Annotated in this window: 21 protein-coding genes and 1 pseudogene; 11 read left to right on the forward strand and 11 right to left on the reverse strand. The window is 62.5% G+C overall.

Going from position 1 to position 18,988, the window contains the following annotated elements:
• Complete coding sequence (locus F6S12_RS06840) at nucleotides 1–663, reverse strand: LysE family translocator (protein WP_011062831.1); 663 nt, start codon at nucleotides 661–663, stop codon at nucleotides 1–3.
• A 280-nt stretch (nucleotides 664–943) separates the two neighbouring features.
• Between F6S12_RS06840 and alaC the strand changes: the two genes are divergently transcribed.
• Entirely contained in the window at nucleotides 944–2,155 is a 1,212-nt protein-coding gene (gene alaC / locus F6S12_RS06845) for an alanine transaminase (RefSeq protein ID WP_011062832.1), read from the forward strand.
• Between the two features lie 102 nt (nucleotides 2,156–2,257).
• Here alaC and F6S12_RS06850 read toward each other — a convergent pair whose 3' ends face one another.
• Both F6S12_RS06850 and F6S12_RS06855 read right to left on the reverse strand, forming a co-directional pair.
• Nucleotides 2,258–3,610 (reverse strand): GntP family permease, encoded by a 1,353-nt coding sequence (locus F6S12_RS06850; protein ID WP_011062833.1) that lies wholly within the window; start codon nucleotides 3,608–3,610, stop codon nucleotides 2,258–2,260.
• An 84-nt stretch (nucleotides 3,611–3,694) separates the two neighbouring features.
• A complete protein-coding gene (locus F6S12_RS06855) occupies nucleotides 3,695–4,228 on the reverse strand; it encodes a gluconokinase (protein WP_011062834.1) in 534 nt (177 codons plus the stop codon).
• Between the two features lie 215 nt (nucleotides 4,229–4,443).
• Here F6S12_RS06855 and F6S12_RS06860 point away from each other — a divergent pair, with 215 nt between their 5' ends.
• Nucleotides 4,444–5,475 carry a LacI family DNA-binding transcriptional regulator gene (locus F6S12_RS06860; protein WP_011062835.1) on the forward strand — a complete coding sequence of 344 codons (1,032 nt, stop codon included), beginning with the start codon at nucleotides 4,444–4,446 and terminating at the stop codon, nucleotides 5,473–5,475.
• Between the two features lie 6 nt (nucleotides 5,476–5,481).
• On the opposite strand, the gene F6S12_RS06865 is transcribed toward F6S12_RS06860, so the two are convergent.
• A complete protein-coding gene (locus F6S12_RS06865) occupies nucleotides 5,482–6,102 on the reverse strand; it encodes a LysE family transporter (protein ID WP_315868800.1) in 621 nt (206 codons plus the stop codon).
• 66 nt (nucleotides 6,103–6,168) lie between these two features.
• Here F6S12_RS06865 and F6S12_RS06870 point away from each other — a divergent pair, with 66 nt between their 5' ends.
• Entirely contained in the window at nucleotides 6,169–7,098 is a 930-nt protein-coding gene (locus tag F6S12_RS06870; protein WP_041119577.1) for a LysR family transcriptional regulator, read from the forward strand.
• A gap of 4 nt (nucleotides 7,099–7,102) precedes the next feature.
• On the opposite strand, the gene F6S12_RS06875 is transcribed toward F6S12_RS06870, so the two are convergent.
• Nucleotides 7,103–8,017 (reverse strand): LysR family transcriptional regulator, encoded by a 915-nt coding sequence (locus tag F6S12_RS06875; protein WP_011062838.1) that lies wholly within the window; start codon nucleotides 8,015–8,017, stop codon nucleotides 7,103–7,105.
• A 123-nt stretch (nucleotides 8,018–8,140) separates the two neighbouring features.
• Here F6S12_RS06875 and F6S12_RS06880 point away from each other — a divergent pair, with 123 nt between their 5' ends.
• The 5 genes from F6S12_RS06880 (at nucleotide 8,141) to F6S12_RS06900 (ending at nucleotide 12,341) form a co-directional block, all read left to right on the forward strand.
• The gene (locus tag F6S12_RS06880) at nucleotides 8,141–8,572 is read left to right on the forward strand and encodes a PACE efflux transporter (RefSeq protein WP_015636721.1); all 432 of its coding nucleotides are present in this window, start codon (nucleotides 8,141–8,143) and stop codon (nucleotides 8,570–8,572) included.
• 90 nt (nucleotides 8,573–8,662) lie between these two features.
• Nucleotides 8,663–9,295 carry a glutathione S-transferase family protein gene (locus tag F6S12_RS06885; RefSeq protein ID WP_011062840.1) on the forward strand — a complete coding sequence of 211 codons (633 nt, stop codon included), beginning with the start codon at nucleotides 8,663–8,665 and terminating at the stop codon, nucleotides 9,293–9,295.
• A 37-nt stretch (nucleotides 9,296–9,332) separates the two neighbouring features.
• On the forward strand, nucleotides 9,333–10,076 hold the full coding sequence (locus F6S12_RS06890; RefSeq protein ID WP_015636722.1) for an NAD-dependent epimerase/dehydratase family protein: 744 nt from the start codon (nucleotides 9,333–9,335) through the stop codon (nucleotides 10,074–10,076).
• A 179-nt stretch (nucleotides 10,077–10,255) separates the two neighbouring features.
• Nucleotides 10,256–11,671, forward strand: coding sequence for an MFS transporter (locus tag F6S12_RS06895; RefSeq protein ID WP_315868801.1), 1,416 nt, complete (start codon nucleotides 10,256–10,258; stop codon nucleotides 11,669–11,671).
• Nucleotides 11,672–11,831: 160 nt separating this feature from the next.
• Nucleotides 11,832–12,341 (forward strand): hypothetical protein, encoded by a 510-nt coding sequence (locus F6S12_RS06900; RefSeq protein WP_011062843.1) that lies wholly within the window; start codon nucleotides 11,832–11,834, stop codon nucleotides 12,339–12,341.
• Between the two features lie 60 nt (nucleotides 12,342–12,401).
• On the opposite strand, the gene F6S12_RS33745 is transcribed toward F6S12_RS06900, so the two are convergent.
• The 3 genes and pseudogenes from F6S12_RS33745 to F6S12_RS06910 all read right to left on the reverse strand — a co-directional run bounded on the left by F6S12_RS33745 (nucleotide 12,402) and on the right by F6S12_RS06910 (nucleotide 15,119).
• Nucleotides 12,402–12,941, reverse strand: a complete 540-nt coding sequence (locus F6S12_RS33745; RefSeq protein ID WP_225368817.1) for a methyl-accepting chemotaxis protein — start codon at nucleotides 12,939–12,941, stop codon at nucleotides 12,402–12,404.
• 6 nt (nucleotides 12,942–12,947) lie between these two features.
• A pseudogene (locus tag F6S12_RS33750) lies at nucleotides 12,948–13,721 on the reverse strand (PAS domain-containing protein); the annotation flags it as partial.
• Nucleotides 13,722–14,258: 537 nt separating this feature from the next.
• The gene (locus tag F6S12_RS06910) at nucleotides 14,259–15,119 is read right to left on the reverse strand and encodes a LysR family transcriptional regulator (RefSeq protein ID WP_041774414.1); all 861 of its coding nucleotides are present in this window, start codon (nucleotides 15,117–15,119) and stop codon (nucleotides 14,259–14,261) included.
• A 98-nt stretch (nucleotides 15,120–15,217) separates the two neighbouring features.
• Here F6S12_RS06910 and gstA point away from each other — a divergent pair, with 98 nt between their 5' ends.
• Nucleotides 15,218–15,820, forward strand: coding sequence for a glutathione transferase GstA (gstA, locus tag F6S12_RS06915; RefSeq protein ID WP_041119583.1), 603 nt, complete (start codon nucleotides 15,218–15,220; stop codon nucleotides 15,818–15,820).
• Between the two features lie 265 nt (nucleotides 15,821–16,085).
• Nucleotides 16,086–16,511 (forward strand): GNAT family N-acetyltransferase, encoded by a 426-nt coding sequence (locus tag F6S12_RS06920; protein WP_123472891.1) that lies wholly within the window; start codon nucleotides 16,086–16,088, stop codon nucleotides 16,509–16,511.
• Between the two features lie 18 nt (nucleotides 16,512–16,529).
• Here F6S12_RS06920 and def read toward each other — a convergent pair whose 3' ends face one another.
• The 3 genes from def to F6S12_RS06935 form a co-directional block, all read right to left on the reverse strand.
• Nucleotides 16,530–17,069 carry a peptide deformylase gene (gene def, locus F6S12_RS06925; protein WP_011062848.1) on the reverse strand — a complete coding sequence of 180 codons (540 nt, stop codon included), beginning with the start codon at nucleotides 17,067–17,069 and terminating at the stop codon, nucleotides 16,530–16,532.
• Between the two features lie 2 nt (nucleotides 17,070–17,071).
• Nucleotides 17,072–18,016, reverse strand: a complete 945-nt coding sequence (locus F6S12_RS06930; RefSeq protein WP_015636729.1) for a YihY/virulence factor BrkB family protein — start codon at nucleotides 18,014–18,016, stop codon at nucleotides 17,072–17,074.
• Between the two features lie 186 nt (nucleotides 18,017–18,202).
• Complete coding sequence (locus F6S12_RS06935; protein ID WP_011062850.1) at nucleotides 18,203–18,394, reverse strand: CsbD family protein; 192 nt, start codon at nucleotides 18,392–18,394, stop codon at nucleotides 18,203–18,205.
• 210 nt (nucleotides 18,395–18,604) lie between these two features.
• On the opposite strand from F6S12_RS06935, the gene F6S12_RS06940 reads away from it, so the two are divergent.
• The gene (locus tag F6S12_RS06940) at nucleotides 18,605–18,982 is read left to right on the forward strand and encodes a hypothetical protein (RefSeq protein ID WP_152686383.1); all 378 of its coding nucleotides are present in this window, start codon (nucleotides 18,605–18,607) and stop codon (nucleotides 18,980–18,982) included.
• The last annotated feature ends 6 nt before the right edge of the window (nucleotides 18,983–18,988 follow it).

The following is an 18,988-nucleotide window of genomic DNA, read 5'->3' on the forward strand; positions in this document are numbered from 1 at the left end:
TCAGAGCGCCGGAAGGTCTGCCGCGCCCGTACCAAGGATGAACTCCTGGTAGCCGGATAGAATCACGTACACCGCGAAATAGCAGAAGATCGCCGCAGATGCCAGGTAGGAATAGCGCAACAGCTTGTCCCCCAGCAGCTTGCCGCCCTGGGTCGCGGCCAGGCACAGGCCCAGGGTCCAGACCAGCCCGGCACAGAAAAAGCCGGCCAGGAACAATCCCGAATCGGCAATCCCACCGCCCCCGGATCGGGCAATCAGGGTGCCGCCCACGGCAGCGAACCAGAGGATCGCACTGGGGGACGACATGGCCAGGAAGATCCCGCGAAAAAACTCCCGACGCGGCGAGCCCTGGTCCGCCTCCCCGGCGGTGGCCAGCACCGCGCTGTGATGGAGGGCGGCGTAGATCATCTTCGCCGCGAAGTACACCAGCAGGGCCGAACCGCCGATCCACAGCACCCAGCGCACGCTTTGGTATTGCAGCAGCACGGTCATCCCGGCCAGGGCCAGCAGCGCATAGATCAGGTCGCCGACACAGGTCCCCAGGCCCAGGCAGAAGCCCTGGAAATAACCCCGTTGCATGGCCAGGGTAATCATCGCGATATTGGCCACGCCGATGTCCAGGCACAGCGAAAGGCTCAACAAGAAGCCGCTGGTAAACTCCATCATTCATCCCGTTTGCTGCTGTTGTTCGAAGAGAAGCGAGGTGCGAGGAGCCCGGAAAAGCCGGGCCGGCTGAGGCAGCTCACAGCCCTTGCAGGCAAGAAGCGTGCACGTTATAGCGGCAAATCCTGCCCCCTCGCAAATCCGCACGGGCGCACCAAAAATAATTTTCCGCGCCTCTGGACAAGCCGGCGGCGGCGCCCGTATCGTCTGCCCCGCAGGCCACCGCAGTGGCCAACGTCGCTCGGACGGTTCCGGGCGCTTACGTCTTTTCGAGGCAACAATGGCCGAACAAGGTTCGCCGCGCCGCTTTGCGCGCATCGATCGTCTTCCCCCCTATGTTTTCAATATCACTGCCGAGCTGAAGATGGCTGCGCGTCGGCGCGGCGAAGACATCATCGACTTGAGCATGGGTAACCCCGACGGCCCTACCCCGCCGCATATCGTCGAGAAACTGGTCACCGTCGCCCAGCGCGAAGACACCCACGGCTACTCCACCTCCAAGGGCATTCCGCGGCTGCGCCGGGCGATTTCCCGCTGGTACAAGGACCGCTACGAGGTCGATATCGACCCGGAAAGCGAAGCCATCGTCACCATCGGATCCAAGGAAGGCCTGGCGCACCTGATGCTGGCCACCCTGGACCAGGGCGACACGGTGCTGGTGCCCAACCCCAGCTACCCGATCCACATCTACGGCGCGGTCATCGCCGGCGCCCAGGTGCGCTCGGTGCCGCTGGTGCCCGGGGTGGATTTCTTCGCCGAGCTGGAGCGGGCCATCCGCGGTTCGATCCCCAAGCCGAAGATGATGATCCTCGGTTTCCCGTCCAACCCCACCGCCCAGTGCGTGGAGCTGGACTTCTTCGAACGGGTGATCGCCCTGGCCAAGCAGTACGACGTGCTGGTGATCCATGACCTGGCCTACGCCGATATCGTCTACGACGGCTGGAAAGCCCCGTCGATCATGCAGGTGCCGGGCGCCAAGGACATCGCGGTGGAGTTCTTCACCCTGTCCAAGAGCTACAACATGGCCGGCTGGCGCATCGGCTTCATGGTGGGCAACCCGGAACTGGTCAGCGCCCTGGCGCGGATCAAGAGCTACCACGACTACGGCACCTTCACCCCGTTGCAGGTGGCGGCGATTGCCGCCCTGGAAGGCGACCAGCAATGCGTGCGCGACATTGCCGAACAGTACCGGCAGCGGCGCAACGTGCTGGTCAAGGGCCTGCACGAACTGGGCTGGATGGTGGAGAACCCCAAGGCCTCGATGTACGTCTGGGCCAAGATTCCCGAGGCCTACGCGCACCTGGGCTCCCTGGAGTTCGCCAAGAAGCTGCTGGCCGAGGCCAAGGTCTGTGTCTCGCCGGGGGTGGGTTTTGGTGAATACGGCGACGATCACGTGCGCTTCGCCCTGATCGAAAACCAGGACCGGATTCGCCAGGCAGTGCGCGGCATCCGCGGCATGTTCCGCGCCGACGGCCTGGCACCGAAAAGCTGAGATGCTTTCAGCCACAAAAAAACCGCAGTGATGCGGTTTTTTTGTACTCGCGTTTCACCGACAACCTGCTCCCTGTAGGAGCCGGCTTGCCGGCGAAGCCGTTTAAACCACCAACGACAGCAGCAGGATAAAGATCAGGCCCACCACCGAAAGGATGGTTTCCATCGCCGTCCAGGTCTTGAACGTCTCGGCCACGGTCATGTTGAAGTACTGCTTGACCAGCCAGAACCCGGCGTCGTTGACGTGGGACAGGATCAGCGAGCCGGCGCCGGTGGCCAGCACCAGCAGCTCACGGTTGACCCCGGGGATCATCCCCACCACCGGCACCACGATGCCGGCACCGGTGATGGTGGCCACGGTGGCCGAACCGGTGGCGATACGGATCACCGCCGCCACCAGCCACGCCAGGAGGATCGGCGAGATCTGCGCATTGACCGCCATATGGCCGATCACGTCACCCACGCCGCTGGTCACCAGCATCTGCTTGAAGCCGCCACCGGCACCGATGATCAGGATGATCGCCGCGGTCGGCGCCAGGCTGGCATCCAACAGTTTGAGAATCTGCTTGGAACCGATGCCCTGCTTGTAGCCGAAGGTGTACAGCGACAGCAGCAGCGCCAGCAGCAAGGCGGTGATCGGGTGGCCGATCATGTCCATCCAGATGCGGAAGAAGTGTCCGTCCGGCAGCGCCACGTCGGCGAAGGTCTTGAGCAGCATCAGGAACACCGGCAACAGCACGGTCACCAGGGTCACGCTGAAGCTGGGCAACTGGGCGGCCTGGGGCTCGCGGGCCAGTTGGTCCACCAGTTCCTGGGACGGATTGCCGGGAATGTACTTGGCAATGAAAGTGCCGTAGATCGGCCCGGCGATGATCGCCGTGGGCAGCGCCACGATCAGCCCATACAGGATGGTCTTGCCGATGTCGGCGCCGAACACGCCGATGGCCAGCAGCGGCCCCGGGTGCGGCGGCACCAGGCCGTGCACCGCCGACAGGCCGGCCAGCAGCGGAATGCCGATCTTGATCAGCGACACCCCGGTACGCCGGGCAACGATGAACACCAGCGGAATCAGCAGCACGAAGCCGATCTCGAAGAACAGCGGGATGCCCACCAGGAAGGCGGCAAACATCATCGCCCACTGCACCCGCTCCTTGCCGAACGAGCGGATCAGGGTCTGGGCGATCTGATCGGCGCCACCGGACTCGGCCATCATCTTGCCGAGCATGGTACCCAGGGCCAGGATGATGCCGACAAAACCGAGCACGCCACCAAAGCCGTCCTGGAACGCCTTGATGATCTTGTCCACCGGCATGCCCGACGTCAGGCCGAGGAAACCCGCGGCGATGATCAGAGCGATGAAGGGGTGCAGCTTGAATCGGGTGATCAACACGATCAGCCCGATGATAGTGACCACTGCATCAACCAGCAGATAGGTCTCTTGGGACATGCCAAACATGGGATTGCCTCCGGTTTGTTGTTTTTATTAAAGCGTTAAAAACAAGGGCCGAGTGGGATAGCGCTACCTTTTTCGAGCCAGCACTTAATGTGAAGGTTCCAGGCCATGCTCCAGCCACCATTGGTTGGCCAGTTCGGCCAGGCGCTGGACGCTCAGGGTGCTGGCATCCAGGGCCAGGGTGAGCGGCTCCCCCACCGGGGATTCGAGAGTGGCGAACTGACTGTCGATCAGGGTCGAAGGCATGAAATGCCCTGGCCGGTGCGCCACACGGTCGGCGGCGACTGCCGGAGTCAGTTCGAGAAAGACAAAGCCCAGGCCGGGCGTGGCGGCGCGCAGGCGCTCGCGGTACTTGCGCTTGAGCGCCGAGCAGGTCAGTACCGGGTGCTGGCCGGCGGCCAGGGCACGACGCAACTCATCGCACAGGCTGTCGAGCCAGCCGGCACGGTCTTCGTCGTCGAGGGGAATGCCGGCACTCATCTTGGCGATGTTCGCCGCCGGGTGGAAGGTATCGCCTTCAATGGCCATGGCGCCGCTGCGCTGGCACAGGGCCTGACTGACACTGGACTTGCCGCAGCCGGCAACACCCATGATGACCAGGGCGGTGATGGGTTGACTCATGAAACACCTCAGCGCGCAGACAGCGCTACCTTCGCAAATAAAAAATCTAGTACAAAAACAGTGTCTGCCGACGCCTTCTTGTCATTTTTGTGGGTTGCCGCGTATATAGTCCGCCAAACCAAAGAGCGAGGGTCAGGCACACCTCGCTCACGCATTGCAGCTGTTTCAGGACAGCGCTACCTTAGAGACTTGAATTTTGTTTGGCAAGCCGTCTGATGACCACTCATAAAAACGATAAAAACACCCGTACCACGGGCCGTCCCACCCTCAATGAAGTCGCCCGCCTGGCCGGAGTCAGCCCGATTACCGCCTCCCGGGCCCTGCGCGGCGTCAGCAGCGTGGCCACCGAACTGGTGGAAAAGGTGCAGAAGGCCGCGCAGGAACTGAACTACGTGGTCAACTCCGCCGCCCGCGCCCTGGCTTCGGCGCAGAGCCAGTCGGTGGTGGTGCTGGTGCCGTCGCTGTCCAACCTGCTGTTCATCGAAACCCTGGAAGCCATCCACCAGGTACTGCGCCCCAAAGGCTTCGAAGTGCTGATCGGCAACTGCCACTATTCTCGGGACGAAGAAGAAAACCTGCTGCGCAACTACATGACCTACCAGCCCCGGGGGCTGCTGCTGACCGGTTTCGACCGCACCGAAAGCGCCCGACGGATGATCGAGGCGAACAACATTCCCTGCGTCTACATGATGGACCTGGACTCCGGCGCCGGGCTCAACTGCGTGGGCTTCTCGCAATTGAACGCCGGCGAAACGGCGGCCCAGCATCTGATTTCCCGCGGGCGCAAGCACCTGGCCTACGTCGGTGCGCAACTGGACCAGCGCACCCTGCTGCGCGGCGAAGGTTTCCGCCGTGCCCTGCAGCAGGCCGGGCTGTACAACCCCGACCTGGAACTGCTGACCCCACGGCCCTCGTCCGTCGGCCTGGGGGCCGAGCTGTTCCTGCAGCTGATGCAGAGCCAGCCCCAGGTGGACGCGATCTTCTTCGGCAACGACGACCTGGCCCAGGGCGCGCTGCTGGAAGCCATGCGCTGCGGGATCAAGGTGCCCGAGCAGGTGGCGGTGCTGGGCTTCAACGACCTGCCCTCCTCCGAACACATGGTGCCGCGCCTGAGCAGCATCAGCACTCCGCGCGAAGCCATTGGCCGCCGCGCCGCCGAACAGATGCTGACCCTGCTGGCCGGCAACAGCGTGGCCGAGCCGGTGGTGGACATGGGCTTTGAACTGCGGGTTCGGGAAAGCACCTGAAACGCCTCAGGGCCTGACGCTCAGGACACTGAGCAACAGGCCGAAGCCCACCAGCACCGCGCCGAACAACTGATCGATCCGGCGTTTGTAGGCCATTAGCCGGCCGGCAATCGCCGGTGCCGAGAAAAACAGCGCCACCAGCACGAACCACAGCACGTGGGCCAGGACGATGATCGCGCCGTAGCCGATCTGCACCGGCAAGGCCGTGCCCGGCTGAATCACCTGCATGAACAGACTGAGAACGAAAATCATCGTCTTGGGGTTCAGGGCATTGGTCAGAAAGCCACTGCGCAAGGCGCCCCAGGTCGACATCCGAGCCCCCTCTGCCGGTTCTTCCCCCGGACGTTGCTCAGGGCTGCGCAACAGCTTGATGCCCAGGTAGATCAGGTACAGCGCACCCGCGATCTTCAAGCCGGTAAACCACAGCAGCGACTGCTGCAACAGCACCCCCACCCCCAGCAAGCTGTAGCCGATATGCACCATGACCCCGAGCCCGATGCCCAGGGCCGTGAACACGCCGTGGCGGCGCGAAAGCAGCAGGCTGTTGCGGGTTACCAGGGCAAAGTCGGCCCCGGGGCTGAGTACAGCAAGAATGGTAATGGTGATTACGAGTAACAGTTCGGTCACGTTGAATACGCCTAGGCTATAGAATCAGGCGCTACTGTATTGGGACCATGACCCAGGCCGATAACGATGAAAACTGACATTCCTGGTGATAAAAACTCACAACTCTCGCGACGGCGCCTGCCCCCGCTGAGCGCCTTGCGCTGCTTCGAAGCCGCTGCACGCCTGGAAAGCTTCACCCAGGCCGGCGCCACCCTGCACCTGACCCACGGCGCCATCAGCCGTGCGGTGCGCGCCCTGGAAGAGGACCTCGGCACCCCTCTCTTTGAGCGCCGCAGCCAGCGGGTCTTTCTCACCGCCGCCGGAGCCGAACTGCTGCACAGCGTGACCCAGGCCCTGGACCTGATCGAGAGCACCGCCAGCCGCCTGCGAGCCCCGGCTCCCGCAGCACCGCTGGTGCTGTCCTGCGAGCCGACCCTGCTGATGCGCTGGCTGATTCCGCGCATGCCGGGGTTCTATGCCGAGCACCCGCAAGTGCCGATCCAGCTGCTGGCCGGCGGCGGGCCCTTCTCGTTCGGTGCCGGTATCGACCTGGCGATCCGCCGCAACGACTTTGCCTGGAGCCGCGACACCCAGGCCCACTGGCTATTCGACGAAGCCATAGGCCCGGTATGCCGCCCTGAGCGCCAGGCCGACTGGACCCCGGCAACGGCCGGGCTGGCGCAACTGGCGGCGCAGGCCCCGCGCCTGCACAGCGCCACCCGGCCGCACGCCTGGCAACAGTGGCTGCAATTGCAGCAACAACCGGTTGCCCCGACGCCACCGGAGCAGGTCTTCGAGCACTTCTACTTCAGCCTGCAAGCGGCCGTGGCCGGGCTGGGTCTGGCCATTGCCCCCTGGCAACTGGTGCGTGACGACCTGGAGGGCGGGCTGCTGTGTGCGCCCTTCGGCTTTGTCGCCGATGGCAGCGCTTATTACCTGCTTTCCCCCCAGGCCATAGACCCAGATTCGGCCAGCGGAAAACTGCTGCACTGGCTGCGCCGGCAAGCCCTGGCGTAGGCACTCAGGCAGGCGGGGCCACGGCCCCCAGCGCCGGGTCCTCGCCGCTGAGCAATTGCACCAGGGCCAGGGCCCCCTTCTGCAAAGGCTGGTTCTTCAACCACACCGCGTGCACCGGCAACACCAGGCCGTTGTCGATGTTCTTGAAATGCAACCGTTGCAAGCGCCCCGCCGCCAGCAACGGCTGGATCACCGACAACGGGAAATTGCCCCAGCCGATCCCCGCCTCCACCATGTGCAGGGCCATCGCCAGGCTGTCGGTGCGCCACAGCGACTCGCCCACCAGGGGCCGGGTATCACTCAGGGGCAGGTCGCGGCTGGCCACCACCACCTGACGGACCTTGATCAGCTCTTCCAGGTACAGCGAACCGTCACTGGCCTGGAACACAGGGTGCCCGGCGCAAATGCAGGCAATCATCCGCTCGCAGCCCAGGTACTGGAAATACTCCAGGGCATTCACGCTCAACCCGGCAAAGGCCACGCCGACGCTGACCCGGCCACTGTGCAAAAGGTGCAGCACGTCATCCTGGGGAGCACTGAGCAGCTCGACTTCCAGCAGCGGATAGCGCTCGGCAATCAGCTTGATGGCGGCCAGTACCCGTTGCTTGTCGATGTCATCCACCACCGCGATCGACAGCTTGCTCTCCAGGCCCAGGGACAGCTCGACGGCATGCACCTGCAATTGCTTGAGCTGGTCGGCAATCAGCCGCGCATGGGGCGCCAGGGACAAGGCCAGCGGCGTGGGCAGCGGCTCGCGGTGGCTGCGATCGAACAGCGCATACCCCAACTCCGCCTCGAGGTTGGCGATGCCCATGCTCACGGCCGAAGGCACCTTGCCCAAAGAACGCGCCGCCGCAGAAAAGGAGCCGCGATCGAGCACGGCGAGAAACAACTGGATGCTGTCGCTGGAGAAGTTCATGAGAAACAACCTATCAGGAAAACTGAAAGCTTCCGACTTTTTCTGTCACCTTGATTGAAGCTATCTTCCGCGCCCTGCGCCACCCTCAGGCTGGCCATTCCCATTCAAAATCGAGGAACCCGCATGCAAGGCGTGAAACGCAAACTGGTCTATGTCTCTTTATTCGAAGTGTTCGGCATGACCTTCTCGGCCCTGGGCCTGGCCCTGCTGTCCGGCACCTCGCCCAGCAGCACCGGGCCGCTGGCGGTGGTCATCACCAGCATCGCGGTGACCTGGAACTTCATCTACACCACCCTGTTCGAGCGCTGGGAAAGCCGCCAGCCATCGCGCACCCGTACGGTCAAGCGGCGCATTGCCCATGCCGTGGGTTTCCAGTTGACCCTGATCGTGTTCCTGATCCCGCTGATCGCCTGGTGGATGGCGATCAGCCTGGTGCAGGCCTTTCTCCTGGACCTGGCGCTGATCCTGTTCATCCCCTGCTACACCTTTGCCTTCAACTGGCTGTTCGACCGGGTTTTCGGCTTGCCGGCCTCGGCCCTCCCCGATCCGGCCTGAGATACCCGTATCGGCAAATTGATCGTCGCCGAGACGACGCCACGCTGTTAGATTCCCATGGCCATCCAGTACCACGAACAAGGAAGCGTCATGGGAACCCGCTGCAGAATTCTCGGTAAAGCCTCGTCCATCAATGTCAGGAAAGTCTTGTGGACCTGTGAGGAGCTTGGGCTTTCCTACCAGCAGGAAGACTGGGGTAGTGGCTTTCAGTCCACCCATACCCCCGAGTTTCTCGCCCTCAACCCCAATGCCCAGGTACCGGTGCTGATCGACGACGCCGGGGTCCTGTGGGAATCCAACAGCATCTGCCGCTACCTGGCCAACCTGCACCCCGGCAGCGGCCTGCTGCCCACGGCCCCGCGCGCCCGGGCCCTGGTTGAACAGTGGATGGACTGGCAGGCCACCGAGCTGAACCCGTCCTGGAGCTATGCCTTCATGGGCCTGGTGCGCCAGCATGCGGATTACCAGGACAGCCAGCGCATCGGCGCCAGCCTGCTGGCCTGGAATGCCAAGATGCAAATCCTCGAACGCCAGCTCGAGCGCTCGGGCGCCTATGTTCTGGGCGAGGATTTCAGCCTTGCGGATATCGTTCTTGGCCTCTCGGTGAATCGCTGGAAGATGACCCCCATGGAGCACCCGGCCTACCCCGCCGTGGCCGCCTACTACGAACGCCTCAGCCTGCACCCGGGCTTCATGCTGCACGGGCGCAATGGCATCGCCTGAGCTGGCCATCCCTCCTCTGGCCCATCGGAGATTCGAAATGAACGGACTTAACGTACTACTGACCGGCGCTTGCGGCAGGATCGGCAAGGTGTTTTTTCAGGGCTCCCAGGAGCGCCACCGCTTCACCCTCACCGACCGGGTAGAGCCGGACTTCGAAATCCCCGCGCCACACCGCTTCGTGCGCCTGGACCTCGACGACCCGCAAGCCATCGGCCGCCTGCTCCCGGGGATCGACGTCATCGTGCACCTGGCCGGCATTCCCCATGCCAGCGCCAGCTTCGACGAGTTGCTGCCGAACAACATCCTCGCCACCACCTACCTGTTCGAGGCCGCGGTACAGGCCGGTTGCCGGCGCCTGGTATTTGCCAGCAGCGCCCAGACCATCGAGGGCTACCCGGTGGACCGGCAGATCACCCCGGGCATGCCGGTGATGCCAGCCAACCTGTATGGCGTGAGCAAGTGCTACGGCGAGGCGCTATGCGCCTTCTATGCCGCCAAGCGCGGGCTGTCCTGCATTGCCCTGCGCATTGGTGCGTTCGAAGACCCGAAACACCACGAACTGACCACCACCCGCGACCTGAGCGCCTGGCTCAGCCCACGGGATGCAGTGCAGCTGTTGCAACGGGCAGTGGAAACCCCGGGGGTGCAACTGCTGATCGGCCACGGCATTTCCAACAATCGCTTCAAGCGCCTGGACCTCAGCGAAACCACCCGGGTGCTGGGCTACGAACCGGTGGACGATGCCTTCCAGGAAGATTTCGGCATTCCCATCACCTACTGAGCCACCACCGGGCACCCGCCGTCACGCGCGGGTGCCCGGCGTTGCGCTATAAATCCGGCAGATGTAACGAAATACGACAATAAATCAGCGCATCCTCCGGTTTACGCACGTGGATTCACAATCCTTGGTTTCCGTTAGCAGGCTAAGATTTCCGCTCTGTGTCCTGTGGAATTCCCTGCATGCCCGCCTCTGCCCCGCTCACCAGCGACCTCGACCCTCAACGCGCCGCCGGCATCAGCGCGCGCATCGACCGCCTGCCTGCCGTGGCCACGATCTGGCGCCTGGTGGCGCTGCTGTCCATTGGCGGTTTTTTCGAGCTGTACGACCTGTTCCAGACCGCCTACATCAGCCCGGGGCTGATCCGCGACGGGATCTTCGCCAGCGGCAACCAGGGGGTGTTCGGTTTTTCCGACCAGGCGGCCTTCGCCTCGGCGACCTTTCTTGGCCTGTTCCTCGGCGCCAGCCTGCTGAGCCCGATAGCCGACCGCTTCGGACGCCGGGCGATCTTCACCTTCGCCCTGATCTGGTACACCCTGGCCACGGTGCTGATGGGGCTGCAGAGCACGGCGTTGGAGATCATCTGCATGCGATTCCTGGTGGGCATCGGCCTGGGCATCGAACTGGTGACCATCGACGCCTACCTCAGCGAACTGGTGCCCAAGCGCATGCGCAGCTCGGCCTTCGCCTTTGCCTTTTTCGTGCAGTTCCTGTCGGTGCCGGCAGTGGCGCTGATGTCCTGGTGGCTGGTGCCCCAGGCGCCCTGGGGGATCTCCGGCTGGCGCTGGGTGGTGCTGGCCAGCGCGGTGTTCGCCCTGTTCATCTGGTGGTTGCGCTCACGCTTGCCGGAGTCGCCACGCTGGCTCGCCCAGCACGGGCGCTTCGACGAAGCCGACCGGATCCTGCAAGGCCTCGAGACCCGCTGCGCCCGGGACTACGCCAAGCCGCTGGATGAGCCCGAACCCCAGGCCGTGGATATCCAGGGCCGTGGGCGCTTCGCCGATATCTGGCAACCGCCCTACCGCCGCCGGGCCCTGATGCTGATCGTGTTTCACGTGTTCCAGGCCATCGGCTTCTTCGGTTTCGGCAACTGGCTGCCGGCGCTGCTGTCGGGCCAGGGCGTGAGCGTCACCCACAGCCTGCTGTACGCCTTCATCATCACCCTGGCCTATCCCCTGGGGCCGCTGCTGTTCGTGCGTTTCGCCAACCGCTTCGAGAACAAGTGGCAGATCGTCGGCTCGGCCCTGGGCGCCATGACCTTCGGCACCTTGTTCGCCCTGCAGAGCAGCGCCCTGGGGCTGATTGTCTGCGGGGTGATGATCACCTTCTGCAATGCCTGGCTGAGCTTCAGCTACCACTCCTACCAGAGCGAATTGTTCCCCACCAACATTCGCGCCCGGGCGGTGGGCTTCTGTTACTCGTTCAGCCGTTTGTCGACGGTGTTCAGCAGTTTGCTGGTGGGCTTTTTCCTCGAGCATTTCGGCACGCCCGGGGTCCTGGCCTTTATCGTCAGCAGCATGCTGATCGTGATCCTGACCATCGGCCGCTTCGGGCCGCGCACCCGCAACCTGGCCCTGGAAGACATTGCCCACGCCTGAAGACGGCGCCGGCAGCGGTTGCCTGAAAGCGGCAAGACTTGTCCGCTTGCTGGCAGCCACGACCGGCGTCTTGAGCCAAGCCCTTGATATACAAGGGCGTATCAATCGGCATGGAACTTGCTAAAACCTCAGCCTAGTTCTCTTACACAGGTTCCCGATCATGTTGGTCAACGCCCAGAAATCCGTTTCGGTGCAGCCCACCTCGCGCACCGATATGGACCCGACTACCGCAGCCGCCAGCGCGCTGTACAGCGGCATGCTGCAACAGGCCCAGAACTCCGTGACCTATCCGGCGTCCCAGTCCTCCAGCCAGCAGGCCAACAGCGTGGACGACAACGTCAACGCCGCCTTCGCCAAGACCCGCGTGCTGCTCCAGGCCACGCCACCGACCGCCAGCGCCGCGCAGGCTACCAGCGCGACGGAAACCGGCGCGCTGAGCGAGTTCAAGGACTACATGAGCAAGACCCCGGAACAGCGCCTGCGCGACAGCATCCTCAAGGACATGGGGCTGACCGAGGAAGACCTGAAGAACCTGCCGCCAGAGCGCCAGCTGGCGATCAACCAGGAAATTGCCCAGCGCCTGCAGGACAAGATGCAACTGGCCAAGGAAGAGAAAGACGCCAAGGACAGCGCCAAACCGGTGGACGAGAAGTTCCTCGCCGCGCTGTAACCCCGCTGGACGCAAAAGGGTTCCCCATGGGAACCCTTTTTTGTGCCCGGCGAAAACCGGCTACTGCAACTGCAGGGTCGAGTTGAACTGGCTGATGGCATCCACCACGTGCCGCGAGCCCTGCTGGATCTCCAGGATCACCTCCCCCGCCTCATTCGCCAGTTCGACCCCGAGCCCGGTGCGGCTCAGGCTCGACTGCATGCTGGTCACCGCGCTCGTCGACAGGTCGTGGTTCTTGCGCACCACCTCGACGATTTCCACCGTCGCCTGGCTGGTGCGCGCCGCCAGGCTGCGCACCTCGTCCGCGACCACGGCGAAACCGCGCCCATGCTCACCGGCACGGGCGGCCTCGATGGCCGCGTTGAGGGCCAGCAGGTTGGTCTGGTCGGCGATCCCACGGATGGTCTGGACGATGCTGCCGATGATGTCCGACTGCTTGCTCACCGCATCGATGCTGTGGGCCGCTTCATTGAGGTCATGGGAAATCTGCTGAATGATTTCCACGGTCTGCTGCACCACCTCCGAGCCCTTCTGCGCACAGGCGTCGTTCTGCACCGAGGTGCTGTGGGCGGACTCGGCGGCGGAGCGCAAGGTGGTCATCTGATCGGTGATGTCGCTGGCGATCTTCACCACCTTGTACAGGCGGCCCTTGGTATCGAACAGCGGGTTGTAGGAGGCTTCGAGAAACACCGTCTGCCCATACTTGTTTTCCCGCTCGAAACGATGGGAGTGAAACTCGCCACGGTTCAACGAAGCCCAGAATTGCTTGTACTCCGGGGATTCAGCCTCGGAACGGTGGCAGAACATGCTGTGATGCTGGCCAACGATTTCATTCAGGGTGTACTGCATGGTTTTCAGGAAGTTGTCGTTGGCGGTGATGATCCTGCCGTCCGGGCTGAACTCGATGATGGCCATGGAACGGCCGATAGCGTTCAGCAGGCTCTGGTTCTCATGTTCGACATGGATGCGTTCGGAGATGTCCGACGCCACCTTGATCACACTGCGCACCTGACGATCGGCATCGAACACCGGCATATAGCTGGCTTCAAGCCAGATCTCCCGGCCACGCTTGTCCAGGCGCAGAAAAGTCCCGCTGACCGGTTCGCCACGCCCCAGGTCGCGCCACAGCTTGCTGTACTCCTCGCTGCGATAGAACTCTTCCTCACAGAAGATCCGGTGATGCTTGCCACGTATGTCTTCTGCGGAGTAGCCCATGACCTGGCAGAAGTTTTCATTGGCATCCAGCACGATGCCATCGGGCGAGAACTCGATCATCGCCATGGAACGACTGATCGCCGCCAACTTGGCGTTGGCCTCGCTCAGCGCACAGTTGAATCGTTCGATTTCCAGCAGGTCAGCCTTGTGATGTAGGTTAAACATGGTTGTATCACCTTCAACGCTGTCTTTTGATTGACGGAAGTTTCTAGTCTTTCAACTGATCCACCACAACGATCTATAAAACAGGGCAAGCGCCTCCCTCCATATGAGAGAGGAAGTGTCAGGTGATAAATGATGTTTAATCGGAGAGTCCATGTTGCAACGCTCTTATCAAGCCATCCTTTACTTGATGCCCCATTTCCGGGCCTGACCTAACAAAGTTAAGAAACTCCATCTAAATCGACACTCCTGATACTGCGGTGCCTCTAACTGCGCACTCTCGCCTTTATTCATGGATTCAATACTGCGCCCTGGATGAAGGTCGCACGCATACCGGTTACAACGGCGCAGGCCGCGCGGGACGGATACTCATAGGCCAACAGATACGAATTTTCACAATTGAGCATAGACAGCCGCAGTCTCTATGCAAGGCCACTAGTCAGTCTGTTTTCACAACTTTCGAGGTATTGAAGTGCATTCGCGACAAGTAACAAACAAGACATAAACAGAGCCTGTGGCAAAGCCCGGGAAGCTCCCGCACTAAAACTCTTCGAGGGTCGACAGAAACGCCTGGACCAGAACACTCGACTCCCGCCCCGGCGCCGCTACCAGGGCGAACTCCCGCTCCACTCCTGTGCTCAGTTCCAGCACCCGCAACCCTTCGCGCTGCACCGGTAACGTACTCTGTGGCACCAGAGTCACTCCCAGCCGCTCGCGCACCAGGCTGAAGGCACTGTTCCATTCCCGCACCTCCACCCGGACGTCGGCCAGGGGGATCCCGGCCTCGGCGGCCAGGCTGCGGGCATTCACCGAACAGCCCCCGGTGGCCAGGACAAAGGGCTGCGCCAGCAAGGTTTCAAGGTCGATGGTCGAGGCCTGCCAGGGGTGATCTTCAGGTAGCACCGCGACCCACGAATCACGCCCCAGCAACCAAGATCGGCGCTCGGGAGCCGGGTTGAGCACGACCCCAAGGTCCACCAGTTGCGCCTCTAGCAGCGTTTCGACCTCATCATCACTGACCTCCAGCTGCACCACCTCGATGCCCGGATACAGCTGCTTGAAACGCCGCAGCAACGGCGGCAGGAAAGTCGCCAGGACCATGGGAAAGCCCGCCAGTCGCACACTGCCTTGAGGAATGCCCCGCGCCGCGTCCACCTGCCGGCGGACCTCGGCCAGGGCCTCGAGCATCACCCGCGCCTGGGCCAGCACCTGCAAACCGATCGCCGTGGGCAGCGCCTGGCGGCTCTCGCGGACAAACAGCTGCACCCCGAGCATGTCCTCCATCTGGGCCAGGGCCTGGCTGGCCCCGGACTGGGTCATGCCCACCTGCTCGGCGGCCCGGGTGATGGTGGCGCACTCGGCAATCGCCACCAGCAGGCGCCAGTGCATCAGGTTCATCATGGCAGTAGCTGTCCTTATGGCAGTGTTCTGAAAGATTAATTTTACCCATGTTGCCGCCTTGCACGACACTGGCTCGCACGTTCACCAGAGACCTGCCGATGAAACTCTACTACGCCCCACAAGCCTGCTCCCTGGCCTCCCATATCGTGCTGCGCGAGCTGCAATTGCCGTTCGAGGCCATCCGCGTCGACAACCGCAGCAAGCGCACCGCCGACGGCCGGGACTTCCTCGCCATCAACCCCAAGGGCTACGTAGCCGCGCTGCAACTGGACAATGGCCAGGTCCTGACTGAAGGCCCGGCCATCCTGCAATACCTCGCCGACCTCAAGCCCGAGTCCGGCCTGGCCGCGGCCAATGGCAGCTGGGAGCGGGTGCGCCTGCAGGAAACCCTGAACTTCATCACCAGCGAAGTGCACGGGATCATGGGCTGGCTGTTCAATCCGGGGTTCGATGATGGGGTGAAAGAGGTGTTCAAGCAGAAGTTGTTCAAGCGCCTGGCCTTGCTCGAGCAGACGCTGGAACACCAGGACTACCTGCAAGGCGCGCAGTTCGGGATCGCCGATGCCTACCTGTTCACCGTCCTGCGCTGGACGGCATTGTTCGCCATCGACCTGGCGAACTGGCCGGCGCTGTCGCGGTTCCAGGCTCGGGTCGAACAGCGACCGGCGGTACGCGATGCCCTGGCGCTGGAACTGGCCTGAGGGGAGAGAGCACGAAGCCCGCGGGGCGGGCTTCGTCAAAGTGATCAGTGGCCGAAGATATTCACTTCGGTCTTCTTGGCCTTTTTCTCGGCGCGTTTCTCGTCTGCGCTCTTTGCCGGCTTTTTCTTGGCATTTTTCTTGGCGTTCATACCTTTGGACATGACGTTCACTCCACTGATGCGGGAAAGGCTTCAGGTATAGCACCTATAGTCGGCCAGGGTTCTTTTATAATCCGCCGGCCCCTGTTGCCAAATCCGGAAACCTCATGCCCGACCTCCAGATCAACCTGCTTGCCGAGGTTGAACGGCCCTTGCTGAACAAGTTCTATCGCCAGCACCGGTCATCCATGCGCGCCGCTTCCGAGGGGCAGCTCTGGGTTGCCAGAAGCAGTGAAATCATCGCTGGCATGAGCCTGAGCCCGGCAGCTGAAGGCTATTGGCTGACAGGCCTGTTCGTCGCCCCGACCAGTCGCGGCCTGGGGCTGGCCACCCAGCTGGTGGGGCAGGCCGTGCAAAGCGTCGAAGGCCCGGTCTGGCTGTTCTGCCATCCGGACCTGCAGGCCCTGTACCGGTCGATGGGCTTCTGCAGCACGACCTGCCTGCCACACGCCTTGAACGAACGGCTGGCCCGCTACCAGCGCAGCAAACCGTTGCTGGCCATGGCCATCGACCGGCCTGGGTCGAGGCCCTGACACCGGGCGGGCCGGGGCTTATTCGTCGGCGTTGGGGTCGAGGTCGGGAAACAGCACTTCGGTGAAGCCGAACTTGCTGAAATCGCTGATCCGCGAGGGATACAGCCGGCCGATCAGGTGATCGCACTCATGCTGCACCACCCGGGCGTGGAAACCCGAGGCCACGCGCACAATGGGCTCGCCCCTGGGGTCGAAGCCTTCGTAGCGGATGTGCTGGTAGCGCTGCACCGCGCCGCGCAGGCCGGGAACCGAGAGACAACCTTCCCAGCCCTCTTCCAGCACCGGGCTCAAGGGCGTGATCAGCGGATTGATGAGGATGGTTTGCGGCACAGCTTCGGCTTCCGGATAACGTTCGCTGTGCTCGAAGCCGAAGATCACCAGTTGCAGGTCGACACCGATCTGCGGCGCCGCCAGGCCGACGCCCCCCACGCTTTCCATGGTCTGGAACATATCGTCGATCAGTTCCCAGAGCTCGGGGCTGTCGAACATTTCCGGCGGTACCGGCGGGGCGATGCGCAGCAGGCGCTCATCGCCCATCTTGAGGATTTCACGGATCATGATCAGGCTTCGTCAGTGGTCGGCTTGAGCGAGTGGTCCCGGCCCAGTCCCGAAACGTGTTGTTTTTCGTCGTGCTGGTCAAAGTCCTTTTCGCCAGGGTCCTTGCCTTCGGCCGACATGTGTTCGATCACCGCGTTCATCTCCGCTCCCAGCAACAGCACTGCGGCGGAGATATAGAAGTACAGCAACAGCACGATGATCGCACCGATACTGCCATACATGGCGTTGTAGTTAGCGAACGTCTTCACGTAGTAGGCAAAACCCAGGGAAGCGACGATCCATACCACCACCGCCAGCACCGAGCCCGGGGTGATGAAGCGGAACTTCTGCTGCACATCGGGCATCACGTAGTACATCAGGGCCACGGCCACCATCATCAGCAGCACGATCACCGGCCAGCGCAGGATGGTCCACAGGGTGACGATGAAGTCCTCCAGGCCCACCTGCCCCGCCAGCCAGGCCATCACCTGCGGCCCCAGCACCATCAGCGCCGCGGCGGCCAGAAGCATGCCGGCAATGCCCACGGTGTAGAACACCGACAGCGGGAAGCGCTTCCAGATCGGCCGCCCCTCGACCACGTCGTAGGCGGCGTTCATCGCGCTCATCATCAGGCGTACACCCGCCGAAGCGGTCCACAGGGCGATGACGATACCGATGGACAGCAGGCCACCCTTGGACTGCTGCAATTGATCGATGACCGGGTTGACCTGCTCCAGGGCCTCGTGGGGCAGCACCAGCTCCGACTGCAGGCGCAGCCAGGTGAAGAAGTCCGGCAGATGGAGGAAACCGATCAGGGCGATCAGGAACAGAATGAAGGGGAACAGCGAGAACAGCATCTGGTAGGCCAGTGCCGAGGCGTAGGTGGACATCTCGTCCGCGATGAACTCATTCACCGTGCGGATCAGTACCCGGTGCAGGGGCAAACCTTTGAGGTCCGGAAAAATCATAGCGTCTCCTTTCGCCGCAAAAAGGTTGAAGTCGATAGCGACTCAGGGGGCGTTTTCTACAACAAATTAGCCTAGTTGGCGAACCGCAACCATTTCCAGTGGCCGATTCCCCTCTCTCACCCACACCTCACATGAAAACGGCCATCCGTGGATGGCCGCTGCAGTGGGTCATCGAACAGGCCGTTTTCAGGCCTTGTCGATGGTCTTTTTCACTGCATCCTTGGCTTTGCCCACCGCTTGCTGGGCTTCGCCTTTCTTCTCCTGCAGCTTGCCTTCAGCCTGCAGCTTGGTGTTGTCGGTGGCTTTGCCGACACCTTGCTTGACGTTACCGATGGCTTCGTTAGCCAGACCTTTTGCCTTATCCGCTGTGCTGCCCATGGTATTTCTCCGTAGAACATTCATTGATCGAACAAAGGGGATTGCGTCGTTACCCAAGGTTGACCCGCGGCTTTCGCGCAGAGTTTCAATTATTTTTGCCGGGCATTTCATCGCGCCGCCCAGGTAGCGCTTTATGTTTGCCGGGCAACCCGGGAGAATGCTCCCCCTGTTCAGGCCAAGCACTGAAGATCCAATCCCCGTAGGAACGTTATGAAACTCGATAAAAAGCAGGCTATCGCCCGCAGGAACCAGGAACTGGGCGGTGCGGTGCTGGGCGTCAACAACTGCCACTTCGCGGAGCTGAACCGCAACCGCAATATCTGGTGGTTCGATATCCTGGTCACCCGCCTGGCCATCGGTCAGTACGAATGGGTGCACCTGCTGCTGCACACCCCGGACACCGATCAACTGCTGCACCTGAAAGTGCCTACGGTGTTCCTGCGGGAAAAACTCGAAGGCCTGGTGATCCGCAACGAAGGCAAGCGCAAGGCCGCCCTGAGCCTGGAGTTGAGCGCCGACAAGGACTCCTTCCTCAAGGACGTGCGCCCGGCCGGCACCGGCGTGAACTTCGCCCAGTTCCAGCAGTAAGGCGGG

Source organism: Pseudomonas sp. JV245A (assembly GCF_032424515.1).
In the GTDB taxonomy this organism is placed as follows: Bacteria; Pseudomonadota; Gammaproteobacteria; order Pseudomonadales; family Pseudomonadaceae; genus Aquipseudomonas; species Aquipseudomonas protegens.

Bases quoted from the DNA above. Each gene is read 5' to 3' on its own strand.
- F6S12_RS06840 (WP_011062831.1), bottom strand. From the start codon at position 663: ATGGAGTTTACCAGCGGCTTCTTGTTGAGCCTTTCGCTGTGCCTGGAC.
- alaC (WP_011062832.1), top strand. From the start codon at position 944: ATGGCCGAACAAGGTTCGCCGCGCCGCTTTGCGCGCATCGATCGTCTT.
- F6S12_RS06850 (WP_011062833.1), bottom strand. From the start codon at position 3,610: ATGTTTGGCATGTCCCAAGAGACCTATCTGCTGGTTGATGCAGTGGTC.
- F6S12_RS06855 (WP_011062834.1), bottom strand. From the start codon at position 4,228: ATGAGTCAACCCATCACCGCCCTGGTCATCATGGGTGTTGCCGGCTGC.
- F6S12_RS06860 (WP_011062835.1), top strand. From the start codon at position 4,444: ATGACCACTCATAAAAACGATAAAAACACCCGTACCACGGGCCGTCCC.
- F6S12_RS06870 (WP_041119577.1), top strand. From the start codon at position 6,169: ATGAAAACTGACATTCCTGGTGATAAAAACTCACAACTCTCGCGACGG.
- F6S12_RS06875 (WP_011062838.1), bottom strand. From the start codon at position 8,017: ATGAACTTCTCCAGCGACAGCATCCAGTTGTTTCTCGCCGTGCTCGAT.
- F6S12_RS06880 (WP_015636721.1), top strand. From the start codon at position 8,141: ATGCAAGGCGTGAAACGCAAACTGGTCTATGTCTCTTTATTCGAAGTG.
- F6S12_RS06885 (WP_011062840.1), top strand. From the start codon at position 8,663: ATGGGAACCCGCTGCAGAATTCTCGGTAAAGCCTCGTCCATCAATGTC.
- F6S12_RS06890 (WP_015636722.1), top strand. From the start codon at position 9,333: ATGAACGGACTTAACGTACTACTGACCGGCGCTTGCGGCAGGATCGGC.
- F6S12_RS06895 (WP_315868801.1), top strand. From the start codon at position 10,256: ATGCCCGCCTCTGCCCCGCTCACCAGCGACCTCGACCCTCAACGCGCC.
- F6S12_RS06900 (WP_011062843.1), top strand. From the start codon at position 11,832: ATGTTGGTCAACGCCCAGAAATCCGTTTCGGTGCAGCCCACCTCGCGC.
- F6S12_RS33745 (WP_225368817.1), bottom strand. From the start codon at position 12,941: ATGACCACCTTGCGCTCCGCCGCCGAGTCCGCCCACAGCACCTCGGTG.
- F6S12_RS06910 (WP_041774414.1), bottom strand. From the start codon at position 15,119: ATGATGAACCTGATGCACTGGCGCCTGCTGGTGGCGATTGCCGAGTGC.
- gstA (WP_041119583.1), top strand. From the start codon at position 15,218: ATGAAACTCTACTACGCCCCACAAGCCTGCTCCCTGGCCTCCCATATC.
- F6S12_RS06920 (WP_123472891.1), top strand. From the start codon at position 16,086: ATGCCCGACCTCCAGATCAACCTGCTTGCCGAGGTTGAACGGCCCTTG.
- def (WP_011062848.1), bottom strand. From the start codon at position 17,069: ATGATCCGTGAAATCCTCAAGATGGGCGATGAGCGCCTGCTGCGCATC.
- F6S12_RS06930 (WP_015636729.1), bottom strand. From the start codon at position 18,016: ATGATTTTTCCGGACCTCAAAGGTTTGCCCCTGCACCGGGTACTGATC.
- F6S12_RS06935 (WP_011062850.1), bottom strand. From the start codon at position 18,394: ATGGGCAGCACAGCGGATAAGGCAAAAGGTCTGGCTAACGAAGCCATC.
- F6S12_RS06940 (WP_152686383.1), top strand. From the start codon at position 18,605: ATGAAACTCGATAAAAAGCAGGCTATCGCCCGCAGGAACCAGGAACTG.